Raw genomic sequence first — 22,199 nt, forward strand, 5'->3', positions numbered from 1 at the left:
AAATGATTATCCATCGCGATAAAACAAAGATATTGGGGGGCTGCTGACTAAACAAGTCAATGGCTGACTAATTTAGTCAAAAAAACAACGACTGTTTTTAACAAACATCTAATAGACTTGTTATATTTTCTATAATGTTACTTATAGTAATATTTCAACTACTACTTTCCTGTGTATCAACTACCATCACTTCACAAACCTTTTCCTCACTATGAAAAAAATCGGTACTAAACTACGTGTCTTGAGGGTACTCCACGGCTACTCGCAAGAATATGTGGCTCATCACCTCGCAATGAGCCAAAAATCCTACTCCCGCTTAGAAACAGATGAGCGTATGCCAACCAGCTACCTCGCCGGGCTCTTATCTCGGCTATACCATTTACCAGAAGGACAGCTGAGGCGCTTTTTGGAATTAAAAGATCAAATCTTGTTGGCTAGGCTTTTGACTGAGGGGCATATCGCCCCCCTCCATACACACCACCTATAGTATCATCAAAAAAACCCCCTATCCTTGGCCTAATCTGCCTTGGGTAGGGGATTGCCAGTATATACAGTGTGCTAATCCTCTAGGTCGAGAGTATCGAGATAGGCCAAGAAGACCTCGTCATCTGCCTGTACGATGCTGAAAAGATGTGCATAATGCTCCTTGAGTGTTTGTACAAACAAGTTATGTGGAAAATCCACAAAGGGGTGAAATTGCGCCAAGATTTCCACTTGCTGTTGGTCGGCAGGCAAGTCTTGGAGCGCATAGGTATCGTCCATTCCAAAGGGCACTTGCCGGAGCTGATACTGTTGGGCCGTAACAGCATCAAAGCTAGGATATAAGGTTACCCAGTGGTCTCCCAAAAAAACTTGGGTAGAGGGGTGAAAAGCCATCACTTCGGAGCGCAGTACCCCACCCAAGGCATGGGTAGCCCAAGGATTGCGGAAATTGACATAGCCCAGCCTCGCCGGCAGCCCCACACTGCGGTAAGCCGCCACCAGCAGGTTGTTTTTCTCTACTGCCGAGCCTTGCCCTTTGGTCAATAGCGCAGAGGCCTTAAAATCATCCATCCGCAGGCTAATATCTTTCAAATCGAACTTGAAGCCATCCCGAACCGCATAATACAGCTCGACGGCTTTTTCGGCCTCATCGTGTAGCCCTGATACCACGCCTTCGGCAAAAGCCCGTACCTCTGGATGATTGCTGTCCAAATAGTCAGTGCTGCGCAGATAAGGCGCGAGGCCTTGGGTATTGGGTATATTTTTGAGTTTTGTGGCCATATTGATTGGTCAACTATATTGAATGAAAAAGCTCCTTCTAATCACTTTGGAGCCACCGATATGGATACGTTTTGTGAAACCAAATAGTTTGCACGAGCTTCAAATAAGTCTACAAAATACGGTCTTGTTTTTCAAAAAAGCAATATAAACTACCTAAAGTACAAATAATCACTTAATAACTACCAATGTAAATTTCTTTGTGTTTTTTTTGGAATCCTGCTTTTTTTGAGCTAATATTACTTACACAATATAACTTTGCGCGCGGCTTTGCTAATTTCAAGTATTTGTTAGTAACAAGTAAGGGCTTTTTACGTTCTCAATAGTAAGCTTCCTTTTACCTTTGGTATTTGGTTATTATTCCCCTCTATTATGAGTACTTTTTTTGACACCACTGCTTACGAAGACTTAGTGCGTAATAGCACGGTTTTGTTTGCTTACAAAGGCCCTTTGACCAATGAGCTTTTAGCTGAATTTAGCCACGACTTGCGCCGCCGGCTCAAGGTTCAAGAGAATAAAAAATCAGTAAGTACCAAAGTATTTGCTATCTTTATGGAGTTGGCTCAGAATATCCTATTCTACTCCAAACAATCTGATTCCTTTGATGGCAGCGACAAAATAGGCGCTATCCTCATCACCCAAACCGACGAACACTACAAAGTACTCACCGGCAATGTCGTTGCCAACGAAGCCGCCGGCAGGCTAATCAGCAAGGCCGAAAAAATCAATGCGTTAGACCGCGAAGCCCTGCGCGAACTCAAGCGAGAGCAGCGCTCTGCCGCCCCTGAAGCCGACAGCAAGGGAGCCGGGATTGGGCTTATTCACGTAGCCCTTACTTCTGACAACCTCGTAGAGATTGATATCCAGAAACTTGATGACAATTTCTCTTTCTATATGGTAGGAGCCAATATTAGCCGCACCTAAAATTTTCACCCATACGGCAAACCTTAGACTTCTACAAGCTGTTGAATTCGCAACTTATGTGGATATATTCCTCAAACGCTGTGTTGTTGCAGATAGCAATTCGTTAGAGGATATAAACGCACACTTAAAAATTTGTCGAAATAAACCCCTGCTACGCAATATGGCTACTCCTAGTTTAAGACTTGTAGATGCGCTTCGCAAAACCGCCAAAACGCTCGAAGAAGGTGCTCCCTATCAATGGGGACATATGGGCAGCTGCAACTGTGGCAATTTGGCACAAGAAATCACGCGCAAAAGCAAGGGCGAAATCCACGCCCTAGCCCTCCAGACTCGGATGGGCGACTGGGCCGACCAAGTGTCGGAGTTTTGCCCTGTCAGCAACTTGCCTATGGACTTGGTGATTGGTGAAATGATTGAGGCCGGATTTAGCACCACAGACCTCAAAAATCTAGAGCGGCTTTCGGATACAGAAATCTTACGTCGTTTGCCCACCGAAAAGCGATACCTTATCCACAATAAGCGTGATGATGTGGTGCTTTATATGCGGGCTTGGGCAGATATGCTCGAAGAGCAGTTGTTAGCGCAAGTACCCGTCGAGACGGCTGCATTGTTCGAAGCTGCCAATGCTGTAGAAGTTTAATCGGCATTTGGCAAACCAAATACACAATATATCAAAGTAAGGCCTTTACTCTCCGAAGAGTAAAGGCTTTTTTTAAGCTTTTGGTCGGAAGAAGGATATTACTGAAAAAACTCTTTCACACGGTCAAAAAAACTTTTCTCGCCCTTTTTGGGGTTAGGGGCAAAGTTTTTGGAATCGCGAAGTTTTTCGAGCAGCTCGCGCTCTTGTTTACTCAGCTCAGTAGGAGTCCAGATATTGACATATACCAGCTGGTCGCCTGTTCCATAACCTTCGATATCGCGCAGGCCTTTGCCTTTTAGGCGGAATATTCTACCACTCTGTGTGCCTGCCGGGATGCTGATTTTGACTTTGCCGGAGATGGTCGGTACTTCTACTGAGGTTCCTAACGCTGCGTCTACAAAGCTGATGTGTAGGTCATAGCCTACGTTGCGTCCATCTCGGGTGAGGGTTTCGTGCGGTTCCTCTTCTACCAAGATGAGTAAGTCTCCGGGAACACCGCCGCGAGGGGGCACATTACCTTTTCCGCTCATCGAAAGCTGCATACCCTCGCTTACCCCAGCCGGAATATTTACCGTGATTACTTCTTCTTCTAACACACGGCCTTCGCCCTTACAAACACCACAGTGGTCGGTAATGACCTTTCCTTCACCATTACAAGTAGGGCAAGTGCTCGAAGACACCATCTGCCCCAACATCGTATTGACTACCTTGCGGATTTGGCCGCTGCCATTACAGGTGCCACAGGTTTTGATTGCTGTTTCGCTCTTGGCTCCGCTGCCATTGCAGGTGCCACAGGTTACGTGTCTTTTTACTTTGAGCTTTTTCTCTACCCCGTCGGCAATCTCTTCTAAGGTGAGTTTTAGTTTGATGCGCAGGTTGGTTCCTTTGCGCATACGGCGCGCATTTCCGCCTCGACCTCCACCAAAGAAGGACTCGAAGGGGCTGCCACCGCTACCGAAGATATCGCCAAATTGGGAGAAGATGTCATCCATATTCATCCCACCTCCGGCATCACCGCGTACGCCATCGTGCCCAAATCGGTCGTAACGAGCGCGTTTGTCTTCATTGCTGAGGACTTCGTAGGCCTCGGCGGCCTCTTTGAATTTTTCCTCGGTGCTGGGGTCGCCCGGGTTTTTGTCGGGGTGATACTTGATGGCCAGCTTTCGGTATGCCTTCTTGATGTCGTCCATCGAGGCTCCTTTGCCTACCCCAAGTATGTCATAATAATCTCTCTTTGCCATAACTTTAAAAACATTCTAATTAGCTGCCAACGACTACCTTGGCATACCGGATAACCTTTTCGTTGAGGAGGTATCCTTTCTCCAACTCGTCTACTACTTTTCCTTTAAGCTCGTCTTGTGGTGCGGGAATTTGGGTGATGGCTTCTTGGGTTTCGCTATCGAAGGGCTTGCCTACGGAGCTTTCCATAGCCTTTAGGCCCTTGCTTTCGAGCACCCTGATGAGTTTGTTGTAAATCAGGTCTATACCTTCGCGAATAGCAAGTGTTTCGGGGGCATCACCGATAGATTTTTGGGCGCGTTCAAAATCATCTACTACAGGGAGTAAGGCCTGAATAAGGTCTTGTGAGGCGCTGTTGATGAGCTCTAGGCGCTCCTTGGAGGTGCGGCGGCGGAAGTTTTCAAAATCTGCATACAAGCGCAGGTATTTGTCCTTTGTTTCGGCAAGCTCTGCCAAAGGGTCGGCAGTGGGGGCTTGTGTTTCCGCTACAGTTTCCTCCGCGTTTGGCATTTCTGCATTGTTTGCCGCTTCGTTTTCGGGAGCTGTTTCAGGCTTTTGTTGATTGTCTTTGTTGTCGGTAGTTTGGCTCATACGTCTTGTGGTATTGAATGCGTTTGAACGGTTTTCTTATTTAAAAGCTTGGGCAAGTTCTTTGCCAAATCGGGGTTTATGTCAAAATGACATATTGCTGTCAGGCTACGGAGCTGGTTTTGGCCGAAATGTTGTACCTTTGTCAGGCGTTAAGAAAAATCAGGAAAGCGGTTTTTTGAGGGCGTTTTCATCAGGCCTGGAGCAATAATTCGCCTATGGTCTCCCACATACAGGCAATATCAGGCAGCACATTTCATTAAGCAAACAACAGGATATGCAAGGTTTTGAGGCTTTTAAGCTCAACAAGCAACTTTTATCGGCCATAGAGGCGCTGGGGTATCAGTCGCCAACCCCCATCCAACAAGAGGCCATCCCCTTGGTATTGGCAGGGCACGACGTAATAGGCATCGCTCAGACAGGCACTGGCAAGACAGCCGCCTATGTGCTTCCCCTGTTGATGAAGGTCAAATATGCCCAAGGAGTACACCCACGAGCGCTTATCTTGGCACCTACGCGAGAGCTGGCCGTACAAATAGGGGATGCTATTACGGGTTTTACCCAATTTTGCGACTTGCGCCACACCGTTATTTATGGCGGTACAGGAGCCAAACCTCAGATAGAGGCTCTTCAGGCCGGTATCGACATCTTGGTAGCAACTCCCGGGCGCTTGATGGACTTGTACCTGAAGGGAGAAGTATATCTGAGGGAAATCAAAACCTTGATCCTTGACGAAGCCGACAAGATGATGGATATGGGCTTTATGCCGCAAATCAGGCGGGTGTTGGAGATTATCCCTACCAAACGGCAAAATTTGCTGTTCTCGGCCACCATGTCGGAGAAGGTCATACAGCTTTCGGAAGAGTTTTTGGAGTTTCCGGCACGGGTTGAGGTTACGCCGCAGGCCACCGCCGCCGAGACTGTCAGCCAGAGCCTCTACCACCTGCCCAATCTCCGTACCAAGATTGATTGTTTGAGCTACCTCCTCTCCGATGAAGAGCGCTTCAACCGTGTTATTGTATTCACACGCCGCCGCCAAATCGCCGAGGATGTCTACCGATTTTTATTGCGTAAGCTTGGAGAAGATGCTGTTCGGGTAATCCACGCCAACAAAGGCCAAAACACACGGCTGAATGCTTTTGAAGATTTTCGTGCTGGCAATATCCGGGTATTGGTAGCTACAGACGTGGCCGCCCGAGGTATTGATGTCTCTATGGTAAGCCATGTGATTAATTTTGATGTGCCGCTCGTATACGAAGATTATGTACACCGTATTGGGCGTACAGGCCGCGCCGACCAACGCGGGGAGGCCATTACGTTTGTAACAATGGCCGAAGAGTACCATATCCAGAAGATAGAAAAACTCATCAAAACCAAGATTCCTGTAGCCCAACTGCCGGCAGCCGTCGAGGTATACCCTACGCCTTTTGCAGAGCGTCAGGCGATGCTGCGCGAAATAGACAACCAGCGCAAACGGGAAGATCCAGCGTTTCAGGGTGCTTTCCACGAAAAGAAGCGCTTCCCCCCCAAACAGACAAAAAAAACTGCCGAACAACAAAAAAATAAGGCCAAACGCCGCCGCCGATGATTCCTTACCTATACGGCTTGTAGGCATCAAGGTAACATTTGTCGACAAAAACAACCAATTCATCTAATAAGAATAGCTTGGTATAGTGTCGTTTTTTATTTTTGTGTAAATAAGTAAGATTGATATAATATTTAGGGCTGGTTAATAAATATTATACACAAAATCAATCTTTCTTTCCATAGCTGGTTGAGAGATCTTGAAGGAATGGCTGACAACAGGTCGCCCCCTTCAAGTATCTTTTTTTTAGAGGGCTGTTATTTTTTGGCTTCATCATCCTTTATAAGCCCTACACACCGTCAGATTACCTAAAAACAGCCAAAATCCATCCCAAACAATTAAGGTAACTGTAGTTTTGTCAGATTTAATGATAAAAGTCATTGCATCTTGTGCAGAGAGCTGGTAATTTTAGCATATCATACTCAAAACCCCCTCTTCTGACGCATGAAAAACCTACTTATCCCTGTAGACTTCTCGCCTCAAGCACGCCAAGCCGTTGGCGTGGGTGTATCGTTGGCTGCCCAAGCCGGCGCAGTCGTCCATCTCTTACACGTCATCGAACCTATCCGTGCGCACGTAGTCTTGGCCGATGCGCTTTATGTAGATACTAGCGTAGAAGACCAATTTATCCGTCGTTTGACGGACAGTGCCAAAAAACAGCTCGAAGAATTGAGCCAAGCTCATAGCGCCAGTGCTGTCAGTATCAAACAACACGTACGTGTGGGCAGCCTTTTCTCGGTAGTACAAGAAGTGGCCGAAGAGCTGAAAATCGATTTTCTCATCACGGGGACTTCGGGTGCAAGTGGCTTAGAAGAGATATTGGTAGGCTCCAACACAGAGCGTATCGTACGTTTTGCCCCTTGCCCAGTATTGGCTGTTAAAGAAGGTAGCCAATGGGACAACCCTCAGGAGATTGTCTTTGCCAGCAACTTGCAAACCCAACAAGCTCCGGCTCTGCGCTTTGTACAGCAGCTACAACACCTGCTCCAAGCAAAACTCCGGCTGGTGTACGTCAATACTCCGGGCGACTTCATCAGCTCACGCCAAGTACACAAGCTCAAGGATGAGCTACTCAAAGTAGTTCCGCTCGACAATTATGACCTGACCATCTACCAAGACGAACGCGAAGACATTGGTATCCGAAACTTTGCAGAAGACATTGGCTGCCCGCTGATAGTGATGACTACCCACCAACGCAAGGGTATATCACATTTCCTCTCTGGTAGTATCGCCGAAGATGTGGTCAATCACGCCAAGCAAATGGTCTTGACCATCGGCCTCAAATCATAAATCAATCCTTTACACTTTTTATCAAAAATCAATATGACAAAGATTCAAAAAATAGTAGTTCCTACCGACTTTTCTGAAAGCGCGCACACAGCGTTGATTGTAGCAGCCCAAATAGCTTCGTCCACCGGAGCCAGCATTGACTTGCTACACATTGTGCCTAGTATCAGCCCCACTGTTTTATCTTTGGAAGACAAAAACAACCCCAATTCGGTCGAGAACCAGTATATGGAGTATGTGCGCCAAAGCTCTGAAGAAGCCCTAAAAAAGCTCTCTAAAGAACCTGTATGCGCCAATCTTGATATCCAAACCCACCTAGCGGAGGGAGATGTATTCAAAACCTTGAGCAGCTTTGTGACAGACAATCAGTCAGATCTTATCGTGATGGGAACACGCGGCGCTAGTGGGCTTGACGAATGGCTAGTAGGCTCCAATACAGAGAAAGTAGTGCGTTTGTCTGCCGTACCTGTATTGGCTGTCAGAGAGGATCAGCGCGAGTTTAAGCCCCAACACATTGTTTTTGCCACCACTTTCAAAGACAATCAGCGCAAGGTTTTGCCTTATTTGCAGGCGCTACAGGGCTATTTCAAAGCACATCTACACCTGCTTTTTGTCAATACGCCTTCTAACTTCTTGGATGCGGCTACGCTACAAAAGCGCCAAGAGGCATTTTTGTCAGGTGCAGGTTTGGACAACTACACTGTTCACAACTACAATTATGTAACGGAAGAGTTGGGTATTACCCGATTCTCAGAAGAAGTAGATGCAGACTTGGTCGTAATGGCTACCAACCAACGTCGTGGCTTGGCTCACTACTTCTTGGGTAGCTTGGCCGAAGACGTAGTAAACCATCTCAAACGCCCTGTACTGACCTTGAGCCTGCGCTCATAATTTCGGGTAAGGCTTCCCGATGAGCACAATACACACCACTAGGCGTTTTTGAAATCCTATGGCTCAATCTATAGACCAAGTCTGTAGATGTGAAGCTGGTGGTTACTTATGGTGCTGCTTCGCGGTCGCATTACTTTGCCAAGAGCTTGTCTAAAATTCTCTTCATCGACACCAAAACACTGCTTTAGCCCTCCCACGATTAAAATCGTGGGCTAAACACAAGGTCTGCGCTTTTTGCCTAGTATCAGCACTAAAATCAGCTGTCTTGAGCGCCGCGCTGAAAATTTAGACAAGCTCTAAAAATGTTCGGTGGTTTGTCTCTCAAACCAATTGGGATGGGGTACACGCCGCCGGACATTTTTGGCTTTTGTCGTTGTTATGCTCATTTTGTCTAAAGTTCTCTTCATCGACACCAAAACACTGCTTTAGCCCTCCCACGATTAAAATCGTGGGCTAAACACAAGGCCTGCGCTTTTTGGCTAGTATCAGCACCAAAATCAGCTGTCTTGAGCGCCGCGCTGAAAATTTAACCCCAACCAAAATTAGTTTGGGAAATGTGTGCGCCAAGAATCCTTGAGCATCAAGAAAATCAAATTCTCAAATCTGGTGCATCTTGGCATAAACAAGCTCTTAGCCCTCCACTGTGAATCACGACTAAGTGCGTCTGCCGTGGCCATAGCTCGCTTTTGATTTGTGTATAGAGTGCCCAAAACAATTTTCCGGTATATACAGGCTCCAACGGGACAGTAGGGTGTGTTTGTGCAAACCAAGCCAAAAAAGCCCTTAGTTCGGCATTTTGCTTGGCATACCCTCCGGCGTGAAAGTCGGTATGTAAGGTGTAGGGCAGTGGCGGTGGCGCGTCGGGGGCGTATTTTTCTGCCCACACCTGATGCAAGTGCGCCAAGTCTTGATGTAAAAAATCTCCCCCCTTTAATACCGGTACTCCTTGTAATTGGCAACCTTTTGGCGCTGTCAGCCTTACCCCGGCCAAAGTCCCGCCCGTACCACAAGCCAAATAACAAGCATCTGCATCAGAGGGAATCAAACGTCCCAACTCGGCAGCGCCTTGTACGGCAGCTGCATTGCTACCCCCTTCGGGAATGAGATAGAAGCGGCCAAAGCGTTGTTCTAGTTTTGCTAAAAACTCAGGCGTATGTTTTTGACGATAATCACCACGACTACAATACACCAACTCCATTCCTACGGCTTCGGCAAAAGCCAGTGTAGGATTCAGTGGGCGCACCTCCTCTCCCCTAATCACTCCGATGGCGCGCACACCAAGCGCCTGTGCCGCCGCCGCTGTGGCATAAATGTGATTGGAGTATGCCCCCCCAAAAGTCAACAAAGTATCGTAGCCCTGCTGTAGTAGGATGTATAGATTATGTTTTAGCTTAAACCACTTATTACCAGATACTTGTGGGTGTGTCAGGTCAGTGCGCAATACTGACACCCGTACGCCGGCACGGCGCGTGTGCTCATCTTCTAAGGCTTGTAGCGGAATGGGTGGTAGGGTATCAAAAAATATCATCTACAAAAATACACATAATGTTGGGAGTCCTCAGAGGGTACAAAGTGATTTATGGTGTAACTTATACCCAATACAAATCGGCTTGGGAAAAGGGGAGCAAAATCCTTGAGCACCAAGAAAATAAAACCCTGTCAACGCTCAAAGCGGCCAAAATTCGTAGGATTTGGTTTTCTTGGTTCTCCAAAAATTTGAGTCCAAACCAATTGTGAATGCACACCATTAGACATATTGGCTTTCGTCGTTGTTGTGCTTATTTTGCCCCCTATTGTTGACATCTATTTAACCGCAAAGTATGCGCAAAGGAGTGTTCCTATTTCGGTTTTTTTTTAGAAAATATCCCGTGGCGAGTTGTGAATGGGTATAATGCTCTCCGCAGCCCTCCCACGATTAAAATCGTGGGTCAAACATAAGGCCTGCACTTTTTGCCTAGTGTCAGCACAAAAAAACAGCTGTTTTTGAGTGCTTCACCGAAAACTTAAACAACTTTAACGAGGTGCTAAACAAGATTTAAGTTTTCGTTAAAACATTTTCTAAGGAAGCCTTCTTATTTTTAAAAAGCCAAAACAATCATACGCATTTGGAGCACAAATTGGTGATTTGTTTTTGAAAGTATCTTATCAAGCTCCATCTTGCAACAATGTTGATGATGTATCAAAATTCTCACTAAAACCCAAAATACCCTTTCTTATGAAGATAGTACTCAAAACCTTTGCACTCGTTATTGGACTTGTGTTTGGCCAACAAGCACTCGCTACGGCTCAGTCTGTAGATGAAATTATCAAAAACTATGTCGACATCATTGGTGGCGAAGCCAATTGGGCAGCGCTGAAAAGTATTAGTTCCCAAGGCAAAATCAAACAAGCCGGAATGGAGTTTGACGTAATTTCTATTGTGGTTCGTCCCAACAAATTCAAAACAAGCATCAACCTTCAGGGGCGTGAAATCCCTCTACAAGTGTCTGACGGCAACATTGTTTGGGGGAGCAATATGATGACAGGCAAGGTAGAAAAAATGGAGGCCGAAGATGCTCAAATCCTCAAACAAGAGATGGAGCTCGAAAGCCCATTCATCAACTACAAAGCCAAAGGCTACAAAGTAAGCCTCGAAGGATCTGAGATGATTGAAGGTGTAGACTGCCACAAAGTCAAACTCATCAAAAAACCTCTTATCATTGATGGGGTAGAGGTAGAAAACGACTCTTATCATTTCTTTGACAAAGACAGTGGTGTGCTGATTGCTTCACGCTCAGAAGGCAAAAAAGGCCAAGCCAAAGGCATGATGACTACAACACTCATGAGTGATTATGCCGAAGTAGAAGGTGCCGGAATTTATATGCCTATGTCTACCACCATCCAAAATGCTGGCGGGAATGTAGCGGTAGAGTTGACTGTAGTCATCCCTAATATAGATATTGCTGACGAAATTTTTGCCTATACTGGCGAATAAGCCATAGCAAACACTTTGTTCAAATATTGCCCAAGTGTTGATGACGCTTGGGCTTTTTTTGATGAAAGCAAGCTTACCCTCAAAACAACAAACCTTATGAAATCCCAACTCAAACTACTCATTATCTGGGTGTTGGGCTTGTTATGCTTGCCTATGCAAGCGCTCAAAGCCCAAACCAATGCCAATACCTTTGGCGACCTCAAAGCCCGCCATATAGGCCCTGCTGTCATGAGCGGACGTGTATCTGCGATGACAGGCCACCCCACCGACCCCAAAGTCCTTTATGTGGGTGCAGCCGGTGGCGGTGTTTGGAAATCTACTGATGGAGGGGTGGTGTTCCGCTCTGTCTTCGACGAATACGACCAATCTATCGGAGCCATTGCCGTTGCCCCTTCCAATCCTAGCATCATTTGGGTAGGTACGGGCGAGCCTTGGGTACGCAACAGTGTATCCCCCGGTACAGGCATCTACAAAAGCACTGACGAAGGGCGCTCGTGGCAATGGATGGGGCTGCCTGAAGCAGGCCAAATCAGCCGTATTGTCATTCATCCCCAAAATTCTGATATCGTATATGTAGGTGTACAAGGGCAACTCTGGCGTGACAGCCAAGAACGCGGGGTATACCAAACTACTGATGGAGGCAAGACTTGGAACAAAATCCTCTACCAACACCCCGGTACGGGCTGCGCAGACTTAGCCATAGACCCAAAAAATCCCAACGTGCTCTATGCAGCCATGTGGGAGCACCGCCGCCAAGCCTTTTTCTTTACCTCCGGCGGCCCCAATAGCGGCCTATACAAAACCACTGATGGGGGTAAAACTTGGAACAAAACACAGCAAGGCCTACCCAAGGCCGATCTTGGGCGTATGGGCATCGGCCTAGCTCCCTCCAACCCCAACATCCTATACCTTACTGTAGAAGCCGCTGCCGATGCGGACAAAGGAATGTACCGCTCCGACGATGCCGGCGCTTCTTGGAAGCGTGTCAATAGCGACTTCAGCACCAATGTGCGCCCTTTTTATTTCTCACGACTAGTGATAGACCCCAAAAATCCTGAGCGAGTATACAAGGCCGGGCTAGATGGAGCTGTAAGCAGCGACGGGGGCAAGACCTTCCGCCAAATAGGTAGTGGTGTACACTCCGACATCCACGACTTTTGGGTAAACCCTACCAATAGCGAGCACGTACTCCTAGGCACTGACGGGGGCGTATACCGCTCTTGGGACGGAGCCAATACCTTCGAAATGGTACGCAGCCTGCCTATTTCGCAGTTTTATCATGTCAGCACTGACAACGAAACACCCTACAATATCTATGGCGGCCTGCAAGACAATGGCTCTTGGTATGGCCCCTCGCGCAGCCCCAACGGCATCCAGAACAAAGACTGGACAAATGTAGGCGGCGGCGATGGCTTCCGGGTATACCGCCACCCTACGCTCAAAGATGTGATTTATTGTGAGATGCAAGGTGGTGGCGTTTGGAAATACAACACCACCCACTACACCCGCAAAACCATCCAGCCCCTTGCCGAGCAAGGAGACCCCAAGTTGCGCTTCAATTGGAACAGCCCTATCGCCCTGAGCAAACACAACCCCGACCGCATCTATGTAGGCAGCCAGTTTTTGCACAAATCAGACAACCAAGGCGATACTTGGGTCAAAATCTCCCCAGACCTCACCACCAACGACCCCAAAAAACAACAACAACACCTCTCTGGCGGGCTCAGCATTGACAACTCTAGCGCCGAGAATCACTGTACCATTTTTGCCATCGCAGAGTCTCCACTCGACCAAAACATTGTCTGGATTGGTACCGACGACGGCAACGTACAAGTAACTTTCGATGGGGGTAAAACGTGGCGTAACACTACGCCCAACCTCAAAGGCCTGCCCAAAAATACTTGGTGTGCTTTTGTAGAACCAAGTCACTTTGACAAAAACACCGCCTATGCCGTTTTCGACGGCCACACCCAAGGCGACGAAAAAGTCTATGTTTACAAAACCACTGACGGCGGTCAAACTTGGACAGCCCTCCCCACTGAAGGCATCAAGCGCTTTGCCCGTGTCATCCGTGAAGACTTGGTACAGCCCTCTTTGTTGTTCTTAGGTACAGAAGAAGGACTCTACATCAGCCTCGATGCGGGCCAAACTTGGGCCAAGTTTACCAACAACATGCCCAACGCCGCCATCCATTGGATGGAAATACAACCTCAAACCCACGATCTTGTGATTGCTACCCACGGGCGCGGCATCATCATCATCGATAACATCAGCCCGCTACGCCTACTCACGCCCGAAGTATTGACACAAGAGCTGTATCTATTCCCCAACCAAACCCTCTTTGTGCAAAGTAGCGGGAGCTATCAAGATTATTCCGGTGCGGGGGAGTTTGTAGGTGAGAATCCTACTAGCATCCCCCAAATCACCTACTATATGGCCAAGCGCCATACCTTCGGCAAAATGTCGATGGAGGTGTTTGATGCCGAAGGCAAAAAAGTAGCCGACCTAGCACCCGGCAAGAGCGCGGGCATCAACCGTGTAGGGTGGCAGATACAGCGCAAAGCTCCCCGTACTGCCAAAGGCAAAACCTTTGCCTTTGGCTCGCTCTTCTCGGCACCCACCTTGCCCGAGGGCACCTATACTGTCCGCATCATCAAGGACAAGAGCACCTTCGAGCAAACCCTGACCCTACAGGCCAACCCCAATTCACCTTATACAGCTGCCGAGCGCGAAGCCCAAAACAAGCTCGCCATCCAACTATATGATATGACCGAGCAGTTGGCTTACTTGGTAGACCAGATAGAGCTGATGCAAAATGCCGCTACCCAACACGCACAGGCGCAACCCAAGCTCAAAAAAGGCTTAGACGCGTGGTACAAAGAACTAGAAACCTTCAAGGCCACATTGGTCATCACTAGCGGTGACAACTATGTAGCCTCTGCCGAAAACCAACTACGCGAAAACATCGCCGACCTCTACAGCGCTGTTACGGGCTATGCCGGCAAACCCTCCGATGCCCAACAACGCAATGCCGCCGTATTGGCCGAGCAGCTCCAAAAAGCCCAAAGCCGTTTAGAAGAAATCAAACAAAAAGACTTGGCCAAATGGAATAATAGTTTCGAAAAAGAAGGCCTTCCCCCCATTGCTCTCAAAAGCTTTGAGGAGTTTATGGGTCAATAAATCAAGATTATCTATCAAGCCGTTTGGGTGTTCTGACAAAGCGCGCAACTTTGCGCGCTTTGTTTTTTTGCCTAACTTGCGCGATAACCCAAACCTTACTAGTCGCTATGCGCAAACTCCCACTACATTTTCAAATATTAATCGGCTTATTGTTAGGGGTCGTTGCCGGGCTTGCCCTTGTATATTGGCAAGTAGATGCCAAGTTCACCCTTTACTATATCAAGCCCTTTGGTACTATCTTCGTTAATTTGCTCAAGATGATAGCCGTTCCCTTGGTATTGGCCTCTTTGGTAGTGGGCGTATCTAGCCTCAATGACGTAGCCAAGCTTTCCCGTATTGGTGGTAAGACAATCTTGATTTATATGTGTACAACGGCTATTGCGACAAGCCTGGGGCTGTTGATGGCCAATATGATAGAGCCGGGCAAACGCCTTCCGGACAGTACTCGTGAGAAGCTCATCGGCACTTATGCTTCCAACTCCAGCCAGAGTATCGAAACAGCACAAAAACTCCAAAACCGAAGCCCGTTACAGCCCTTGGTCGATATGGTTCCGGAGAACCTCTTTGCCGCAGCGGCCAACAATGCCTCAATGCTACAGATCGTTTTTTTTGCGACCCTACTCGGCATCGCCCTTATTGGCATCGCTCCTGAAAAACGCCAAGCTGTTGTCAGTTTTTTTGAGGGTTTGAATGATGCTATCATCCGGATTGTAGAATTCATTATGGCGGCTGCTCCGATTGGTGTTTTTGCCTTGATGGCAGCGCTGATAGTCGAAATATCGGGCGACAACCCCGCTGAGGCTGTCAGTATTTTGACTGCGCTACTTTGGTACAGCTTTGCTGTGTTGTTGGGACTGACTTTGATGATTGTGGTTGTCTATGCGACGATGGTGCGTTTTATGACCCGTGTGAGTGTGGTCAATTTTTTGGCGGCAATCCGCCCGGCACAGATTTTAGGATTCAGCACCAGCTCTAGCAGTGCGACCCTCCCCGTAACGATGGAGTGTTGTCAGAAGGACCTGAATGTGTCAGAAGAAGTATCAAGCTTCGTACTACCGCTCGGTGCTACCATCAATATGGATGGTACAGCCTTGTACCAAAGTGTTGCGGCGGTGTTTATTGCCCAAGCCTTGGGAATGGAATTGAGCATCACCCAACAACTGATGATTGTGATGACGGCCACCCTAGCCTCTATCGGCTCTGCCGGCGTACCTGGTGCGGGGATGGTGATGTTGGTCATTGTGTTGGAGGCCATTCAAGTACCGCCCGAAGGAATTGCCCTCATTGTGGGGGTAGACCGCCTGCTGGATATGTGTCGTACCATTGCCAACGTAACTGGCGATGCGGCTGTCTGCCTTATTGTGTCGGAAGGCGAACGCAGCAAGGCTGCTGCCGAAGCGAAGCAAGAGCTAGTCTAACTCTTTGGCAGTTTGTGCTACTGATTTTGCTGGGAAATATATGCACCAGAAACCTTTGGTAATCAAGTCTTATAAACCCTCAAATCAAATGAATCTTGGTATAAATATCCGCTCTTAACGTTTTTGAAGTTTTATGAAAATAGTGATTGGTGGCGACCACGCCGGATTCAGCTACAAACAAGCGCTTGTAGCTCACCTCCAAACCCAAGGGCACAGTGTGCAAGACCTTGGGCCTTTTAGCGATGCCTCTGTAGATTACCCCGACTTTGCACATCCGGTAGCCAAGGCTGTCAGTGCTCAAGAAGCCGACTTAGGCATCTTGATTTGTGGTAGTGGCAATGGTGTAGCCATTACGGCCAACAAACACGCCGATATCCGTGCTGCTCTTTGTTGGAACACAGAACTGGCAGCACTTGCACGACAACACAACGATGCCAATGTGTTATGTCTGCCGGCCCGCTTTGTAAGCCTAGAAGCCGCACAGGCAATGGTGGATACTTTCCTACAAACGGCTTTTGAAGGAGGACGACACGCCAACCGCGTAGGTAAAATCTGCCCATAACACTCCGCATAAACATCCCCACTAGGCCTGAATCCTGTGGGGAGGTAGTGTTTGCTGCCCTATTGCTCACCCTTATTGGTTTTGGTATGGATTGGCATTTACTCAACATCGCCGTATCGGTTCTGTGTGCCATCATCTTGTTTATGTATGGCCTCAAGGCGCTCAGCCTAGAGATAGAAGACTTGGCTTCGGAGCAACTCAAAAGCTGGCTGGAACGGGTAACCAAGAACCGCTGGCGTGGATTTCTGATAGGGGCGGGTTTTACGGCAGTGATTCAGTCGAGTAGCGCTGTTTCGTCGATGACCATCGCCTTGGTCAATAGCCAAGTACTGAGTTTTCAGAACAGTCTGGCGATTTTATTTGGAACCAATGTGGGTACGACGGCTACGGCCTGGTTGGTCTCCTTCGATTTGCAAAGCTTTGGCCCCTTGTTTATCGTATTGGGTTGGATACTGGGTGTTTCGCCTGTGCGGATACGGCTCTTGGGGAAGGCCATATTCTATTTTGGCTTTATCTTTTTCAGCCTCAACCTTATCAACAGCGCCTTGGCGCAGGTCAAAGACGACCCGATGTTGTTGACTTGGATTCAGGCGGTAGATGGTTGGGGGGAAGGCATTGTGGTTGGGCTAGTGATTACAGCCTTGGTACAGTCTAGCTCAGTCGTAACGGGCTTGTGTATCCTCTTGGTGAGCCAAGGGATTTTGAGCACCGAAGCGGCCATTGCCATGGTGATAGGAGCCAATGCGGGTACTACCAGCACCGCCCTGCTGGCTAGCATCGATTTCGAACAAACCGCCCGTATGGGGGCTGTGGCCAACTTTATATTTAACCTAACCGGCTCATTGTTATTTTTGCCCTTGGTGGGTGTGCTGACGCAGTTTGTCCAAAGCATAATGGAAGCCCCTGCACAGCAGTTGGCCTTGGCACACTTGATTTTCAACCTTGTAACATCCCTCTTGTTCTTGCTCCTGCTTAGCCCGTTCCATCGGCTACTCCTATGGTTGATGCGCCCCAAGGGAAGAGAAGCGGCATAGTCAAAAAAAGGTGTAAATTTGTAGGCTATATGAGAAAGCTGGCCAACCCCCTAATACGTCCGGCCTTGCTCAACGGCCTCTGGCTTGGGCTAGGTTTTATCGGTTTGTTTTTGTTATTGATTTATTATCAGCGCTTTATTGGCGGGTATCGGGTATTATTTTTCCCCTTACACCTGTTGGGCGTGAGCTATGGCCTGTGGCAAATGCAAAGCATAGAGCAGCGCCCATTGCGCTGGGGCGAAGGCTTTGGCTGGGTAATGTTTATGTCGGCAGTGGCGGCCTTGGTTTCGGCTACATTCAGGATGTTCTTCTTGGGTTTATCTACTGATACCCTGAACCAACTCCGCCAGCAAGCCTACCAATACCTCAGCACACGCGGCGAAACCGCAGAAAGCATCCAAAAAGTATTGTCAGGGATGCAGCCACAAGGCTACTTCTTGCTCGAAATCACCTCTACCCTATTTACCGCCCTATTCATTGCCCTGCCCCTAGTGGCTGCCATACGCCTCACCTCCCTCCCCAAAAAATAACCAACTTACTCCCTACCCCATACCCCCAAAACCTATGTCCTACGCTTATGATATTTCGGTAGTGGTTCCCTTGCTCAACGAAGCCGAGTCCTTGCCGGAGCTATGCGCTTGGATAGATCGTGTGATGCAAGCCCACCAATTTGACTACGAGTTGATTATGGTTGATGATGGTAGCCGCGACAACTCCTGGGAAGTAATCCAACAACTAAGCCAGCAGTACCCTACCTTACGCGGCATTCGGTTTACGCGCAACTATGGCAAGTCGGCAGCCCTACACACCGGCTTCAAGCTATGCCGGGGAGAGGTTGTCATCACTCTGGACGCCGACCTACAGGATATCCCTGATGAGATTCCGGAGCTGTATACAATGCTCAAAACACAGGGCTACGATATGATTTCGGGCTGGAAACAAAAGCGGCAAGACCCACTCAGCAAGACGCTCCCCACCAAGTTATTCAACTACGTTACACGTTTGTTTTCGGGGATTAAGCTCCACGACTTCAACTGCGGCCTCAAGGCCTATCGCGCCCCCGTAGTACAGAGCATCGAGCTGTATGGCGAGATGCACCGTTATATTCCCGTGTTGGCAAAATGGGCCGGTTTTGAACGCATTGGGGAGAAAAAAGTACAGCACCAAGCACGTAAATACGGCTATACCAAGTTTGGGCTGGAGCGCTTTCTGTATGGCTTCCTCGACTTGCTCTCCATCACCTTTGTTACCCGCTTCCGCAAGCGCCCAATGCACTTCTTCGGCACAATGGGCGTGCTGTCGTTTATGGCCGGATTTGTGATAGCCTGCTGGCTGATTGCCGAGCAGTTTTTTGGTTGGAACGCCCAAGTCGGCAAAAGCCTCGTTACCAATCGCCCATTGTTTTATCTGGCGCTAGTGGCCATCATCGTTGGGGTACAGTTGTTTATGGCCGGCTTCTTAGGAGAGCTGTTAGCCACCCACCAACACCGCCAAAACGACTATCTCGTGGCCGAACGCCTTAACCTCTCAGACGAAAATACCCCCAAGGCGAAAGGTAATAAGGGTATGGATGACTACTGAGGGCTTTGTATACAAATATTTGCCTGATTTTATGAAAATAACCATACTAACACTGGGGACGCGAGGAGATGTTCAGTCTTATGCTGTTTTGGGGCAAGCCCTCAAACAACGCGGACATCACGTAACGCTCTCAACGGCCAAAAACTTCGAACAGCTCGTAAAATCCTACGGTATCGACTTTGTACCCGTAGAAGCAGATTATCAGGCCATTTTACAGTCAGAAGAAGGTAAGAAAATAATGAAAGGCAACCCATTTGCCATCAGTAGAAATTTGGACAAATGGATTTACCCGCTCATCAGGCAATCACTTACTGAGTTTTATCATTTGGCCAAAGACAGCGACCGAGTAGTGTATCACGTCAAAACAATGGCCGACAGCTTTGCCGAGTTGTTTCCTGAAAAAATGATTAGGGCGATGGTTGTTCCGGGTGTTCAACCTACCCGTGCATTTGCCAACCCTGCCTTTAGTGGCTTATCAGTACCGCCACTGCTACATCCGCTGAGCTATAAGCTCACAAACTGGGGCATCAAGATGCTTCAAAAACCTATCGGAGCGTTTAGGGAGAGTGTCGGGTTGCCCCGAAAGTACAGCATCCCCGAAACAAAGTTTCTCTATGGTATCAGCGAACATCTGCTGCCAAAGCCGGCAGACTACCCCGAAAACGCCCATTTTACAGGGTTTTGGTTTGGATTGGCGGACGAAGATTTACCTGAAGCCCTCCTTGAATTCATCGCGTCTGGAACGCCTCCCCTGCTCCTGACCTTTGGCAGTATGCCCTTTCAAAGCAAGTTTGACCTGCAAACTGCCATCAACACCCTGACCACACAATTTGACACCCGCATCATCGTGGTCAGAGGATGGGGGCTAGACCAAACCAAACGCATCGAAAGTAACCCGAAAGTAAAAGTAATTGCTGCGGCTCCTTATGAAAAACTCTTTCCGTTGACCAAGGCCGTCATTCATCACGGCGGCATTGGCACAACAGCCGCCTGCTTGCGTGCCGGCAAGCCCTGTATGATTTGTCCTATCTTATATCCTATTGGCGACCAACAGTTTTGGGGACAACAAGCATACCGTAAAGGATTTGCCCCAAAACCCATACCCATTAGCAAGATGACAGAGAGGCTGTTTTTGAAAAGCATTGAAACGCTATTGACCAACCAACTGCTTTATGACAATGCACAGCAGCTACAAAAACGAATCAACCAAGAAAATGGTGTTGAGAACGCAATTGCAGTCATTGAGAAAGTATAGGTGTTTGTGTCGTGTTGACACAAACACCTCCTCAACCTCATACAGTCATTCTTAGTTTTTTACAATCCTCAAGCGCTTATTGGTTCTGCCAGTGAGTGCATTGACAATGTAAGTTCCGGCGGGCAATTGCGTCAAATCTAGGGTGAAGACCTCTGCAAACGTCGCTGCAGCTTGTGTATATACCAACATTCCTTTGGCATCATATACCTGCACGCTCAAATCATCAAGTGTACCCAGCGTATTTTTGATATAAAAAATACCATTGGCGGGGTTAGGGTAGACAATGAGCTGTATGAGGTCTTCATTGCCCAAGCCACTTCCTAGGACTTGTACCTGAATCGGCACAGACACCAGTTCATCAACTGTATAGCATCCCGTGGCAACATCGGGTATCAAGCGTACACTGACGGCATCGCCATTGCGTAAGCCTCGTGTAGCCCATTCCACTCCATTAGCTTCTGGAATACGCACCCCATTCACCAACCACTCAAACACAGGGTTGGCACCTGCTTCGGTAGCCGTGGCCTCAAAGCGTACTTCTTCCCCTTGGTTGATAGTCCAGTTTTGATGATCGATAGAGCTACGCACACTCAATGTAGGAGTTGCTAGCTCTGAAGACTTGACTACATAGCTACGCTCTACGGGGCCGCTAAAGCAAGCTCCGTTGGGGGTAACTTGTACCCGCACTACATCTCCTTGTTCAACCAAGGCTGTAAACTGTGCTCCGGTAGCGCCTGCGACTGCTTGCCCATTAATAAACCATTGGAAGAAGGGAGCGCTGCCCGCATTAGTTACTACTGCGTCAAAGCTAGCCGGCACACCCACACAAACTATAGACTGCTGTGGGCGTAATTGTAGGGTAGGGACAGTTTGTGGGCGTATATTGGCTGTGAGGACATTACTCATCACAACACCGCCACAAGCGCCTCCCTGTAATAATACCCTTGCTTGTACACTGGCTCCATTGGCCAATGAGGCGGTAGTAAAGGTGCTGCTAGTTTCGCCCGATACTGGGATACCATTGATTAACCATTGATATTGCACTGAGTTGCCCGCAGTGCTTCCGTTCAATGTGAGACTGTACGTGATTTGTTGCCCTTGACAAACTTGCTGTTCTCCTATGTTTGACTGTATGCTTGCTGTAGGTAAGTTCCCCGCCAAGCTGATGATGATGTCGGTCGCTGTTCCTGTTCCCGAAAAACAAGCTTCTGTAGCGCTCACACTGACGCTCACCAAATCGCCACTGCTCAAGTTGGTCGTAGTATAGGTCAGGACATTGTTGGCCACGATTGTACCATTCACTCGCCAGACAATGATTGGGTTAGCGCCTGCATTGGGGTTGGCCGTAAAGGTTACCGAAGTACCAGAGCATATCGCACCGGTAATATTGCGGCTTAGTGTTACACTTGGTGTCTGCTGGTTGACTGTCATCGCGATGATGTTGGAGCTGGCTGTAGCGCTGCTCACACAAGTCAAAGAACTTGTCAACAACACACTCACCACATCCCCATTGGACAAACTGCTGCTGTTGAATGTGCTCGATGTAGCTCCAGATACATCAGACCCGTTCACTCGCCACTGATATGTGGGGCTGACTCCGCCATTCACCGGTGTGGCCGTAAAGCTCACATTGCTGCCGCTGCAAATCTCCGTCGAACTTGCTGATATAGATACTGATGGCGTTACGGGCGTGTTGACCGTCATCGCGATGGTGTTGGAGCTGGCTGTAGCGCTGCTCACACAAGTCAAAGAACTTGTCAACAACACACTCACCACATCCC

The 22,199-nt window shown here is 48.3% G+C and carries 19 protein-coding genes; 14 read left to right on the top strand and 5 right to left on the bottom strand.

Annotated elements, in window-relative coordinates; translation table 11 throughout:
* Nucleotides 1-211 precede the first annotated feature (211 nt).
* A complete protein-coding gene (locus G499_RS19535; protein ID WP_035727205.1) occupies nt 212-487 on the top strand; it encodes a helix-turn-helix transcriptional regulator in 276 nt (91 codons plus the stop codon).
* A 71-nt stretch (nt 488-558) separates the two neighbouring features.
* Here G499_RS19535 and G499_RS21150 read toward each other — a convergent pair whose 3' ends face one another.
* Nucleotides 559-1,263, bottom strand: a complete 705-nt coding sequence (locus G499_RS21150) for a transglutaminase-like domain-containing protein (RefSeq protein ID WP_051296148.1) — start codon at nt 1,261-1,263, stop codon at nt 559-561.
* Between the two features lie 369 nt (nt 1,264-1,632).
* Between G499_RS21150 and G499_RS0110165 the strand changes: the two genes are divergently transcribed.
* Both G499_RS0110165 and G499_RS0110170 read left to right on the top strand, forming a co-directional pair.
* Nucleotides 1,633-2,184, top strand: coding sequence for a SiaB family protein kinase (locus tag G499_RS0110165; protein ID WP_051296149.1), 552 nt, complete (start codon nt 1,633-1,635; stop codon nt 2,182-2,184).
* Between the two features lie 160 nt (nt 2,185-2,344).
* Nucleotides 2,345-2,824 carry a hypothetical protein gene (locus G499_RS0110170; RefSeq protein WP_026999853.1) on the top strand — a complete coding sequence of 160 codons (480 nt, stop codon included), beginning with the start codon at nt 2,345-2,347 and terminating at the stop codon, nt 2,822-2,824.
* A gap of 98 nt (nt 2,825-2,922) precedes the next feature.
* On the opposite strand, the gene dnaJ is transcribed toward G499_RS0110170, so the two are convergent.
* Both dnaJ and G499_RS0110180 read right to left on the bottom strand, forming a co-directional pair.
* Nucleotides 2,923-4,065 carry a molecular chaperone DnaJ gene (dnaJ, locus tag G499_RS0110175; protein ID WP_026999854.1) on the bottom strand — a complete coding sequence of 381 codons (1,143 nt, stop codon included), beginning with the start codon at nt 4,063-4,065 and terminating at the stop codon, nt 2,923-2,925.
* Between the two features lie 19 nt (nt 4,066-4,084).
* Nucleotides 4,085-4,654 (bottom strand): nucleotide exchange factor GrpE, encoded by a 570-nt coding sequence (locus G499_RS0110180; protein WP_026999855.1) that lies wholly within the window; start codon nt 4,652-4,654, stop codon nt 4,085-4,087.
* A 274-nt stretch (nt 4,655-4,928) separates the two neighbouring features.
* On the opposite strand from G499_RS0110180, the gene G499_RS0110185 reads away from it, so the two are divergent.
* From G499_RS0110185 to G499_RS0110195, 3 genes are all read left to right on the top strand, one after another.
* Nucleotides 4,929-6,239: a DEAD/DEAH box helicase gene (locus G499_RS0110185; RefSeq protein ID WP_035727208.1), complete on the top strand. Its 1,311-nt coding sequence runs from the start codon at nt 4,929-4,931 to the stop codon at nt 6,237-6,239.
* 441 nt (nt 6,240-6,680) lie between these two features.
* On the top strand, nt 6,681-7,526 hold the full coding sequence (locus G499_RS0110190) for a universal stress protein (RefSeq protein ID WP_026999857.1): 846 nt from the start codon (nt 6,681-6,683) through the stop codon (nt 7,524-7,526).
* 33 nt (nt 7,527-7,559) lie between these two features.
* Nucleotides 7,560-8,414, top strand: coding sequence for a universal stress protein (locus G499_RS0110195; protein ID WP_051296150.1), 855 nt, complete (start codon nt 7,560-7,562; stop codon nt 8,412-8,414).
* A 589-nt stretch (nt 8,415-9,003) separates the two neighbouring features.
* Here the strand turns inward: G499_RS0110195 and G499_RS0110200 are convergent.
* A complete protein-coding gene (locus G499_RS0110200) occupies nt 9,004-9,942 on the bottom strand; it encodes a 1-aminocyclopropane-1-carboxylate deaminase/D-cysteine desulfhydrase (protein WP_035727210.1) in 939 nt (312 codons plus the stop codon).
* Nucleotides 9,943-10,629: 687 nt separating this feature from the next.
* Here G499_RS0110200 and G499_RS0110210 point away from each other — a divergent pair.
* From G499_RS0110210 to G499_RS0110245, 8 genes are all read left to right on the top strand, one after another.
* Complete coding sequence (locus G499_RS0110210; RefSeq protein ID WP_051296151.1) at nt 10,630-11,388, top strand: hypothetical protein; 759 nt, start codon at nt 10,630-10,632, stop codon at nt 11,386-11,388.
* A gap of 96 nt (nt 11,389-11,484) precedes the next feature.
* Nucleotides 11,485-14,568, top strand: a complete 3,084-nt coding sequence (locus tag G499_RS0110215; RefSeq protein ID WP_026999862.1) for a WD40/YVTN/BNR-like repeat-containing protein — start codon at nt 11,485-11,487, stop codon at nt 14,566-14,568.
* Between the two features lie 107 nt (nt 14,569-14,675).
* The gene (locus tag G499_RS0110220; RefSeq protein ID WP_026999863.1) at nt 14,676-15,986 is read left to right on the top strand and encodes a dicarboxylate/amino acid:cation symporter; all 1,311 of its coding nucleotides are present in this window, start codon (nt 14,676-14,678) and stop codon (nt 15,984-15,986) included.
* Between the two features lie 133 nt (nt 15,987-16,119).
* The gene (gene rpiB, locus G499_RS0110225; protein WP_026999864.1) at nt 16,120-16,548 is read left to right on the top strand and encodes a ribose 5-phosphate isomerase B; all 429 of its coding nucleotides are present in this window, start codon (nt 16,120-16,122) and stop codon (nt 16,546-16,548) included.
* An 86-nt stretch (nt 16,549-16,634) separates the two neighbouring features.
* A complete protein-coding gene (locus G499_RS19545; protein WP_154658401.1) occupies nt 16,635-17,582 on the top strand; it encodes a Na/Pi cotransporter family protein in 948 nt (315 codons plus the stop codon).
* Between the two features lie 29 nt (nt 17,583-17,611).
* The gene (locus G499_RS0110235; RefSeq protein WP_026999865.1) at nt 17,612-18,112 is read left to right on the top strand and encodes a DUF4199 family protein; all 501 of its coding nucleotides are present in this window, start codon (nt 17,612-17,614) and stop codon (nt 18,110-18,112) included.
* A gap of 34 nt (nt 18,113-18,146) precedes the next feature.
* The gene (locus G499_RS19550; protein WP_051296153.1) at nt 18,147-19,163 is read left to right on the top strand and encodes a glycosyltransferase family 2 protein; all 1,017 of its coding nucleotides are present in this window, start codon (nt 18,147-18,149) and stop codon (nt 19,161-19,163) included.
* Nucleotides 19,164-19,194: 31 nt separating this feature from the next.
* Complete coding sequence (locus tag G499_RS0110245; protein ID WP_026999866.1) at nt 19,195-20,418, top strand: glycosyltransferase; 1,224 nt, start codon at nt 19,195-19,197, stop codon at nt 20,416-20,418.
* A 51-nt stretch (nt 20,419-20,469) separates the two neighbouring features.
* On the opposite strand, the gene G499_RS0110250 is transcribed toward G499_RS0110245, so the two are convergent.
* Nucleotides 20,470-22,047, bottom strand: coding sequence for a T9SS type A sorting domain-containing protein (locus tag G499_RS0110250; RefSeq protein WP_211231610.1), 1,578 nt, complete (start codon nt 22,045-22,047; stop codon nt 20,470-20,472).
* Nucleotides 22,048-22,199 lie beyond the last annotated feature (152 nt).

This window comes from Eisenibacter elegans DSM 3317, assembly GCF_000430505.1.
Taxonomy (GTDB): Bacteria; Bacteroidota; Bacteroidia; order Cytophagales; family Microscillaceae; genus Eisenibacter; species Eisenibacter elegans.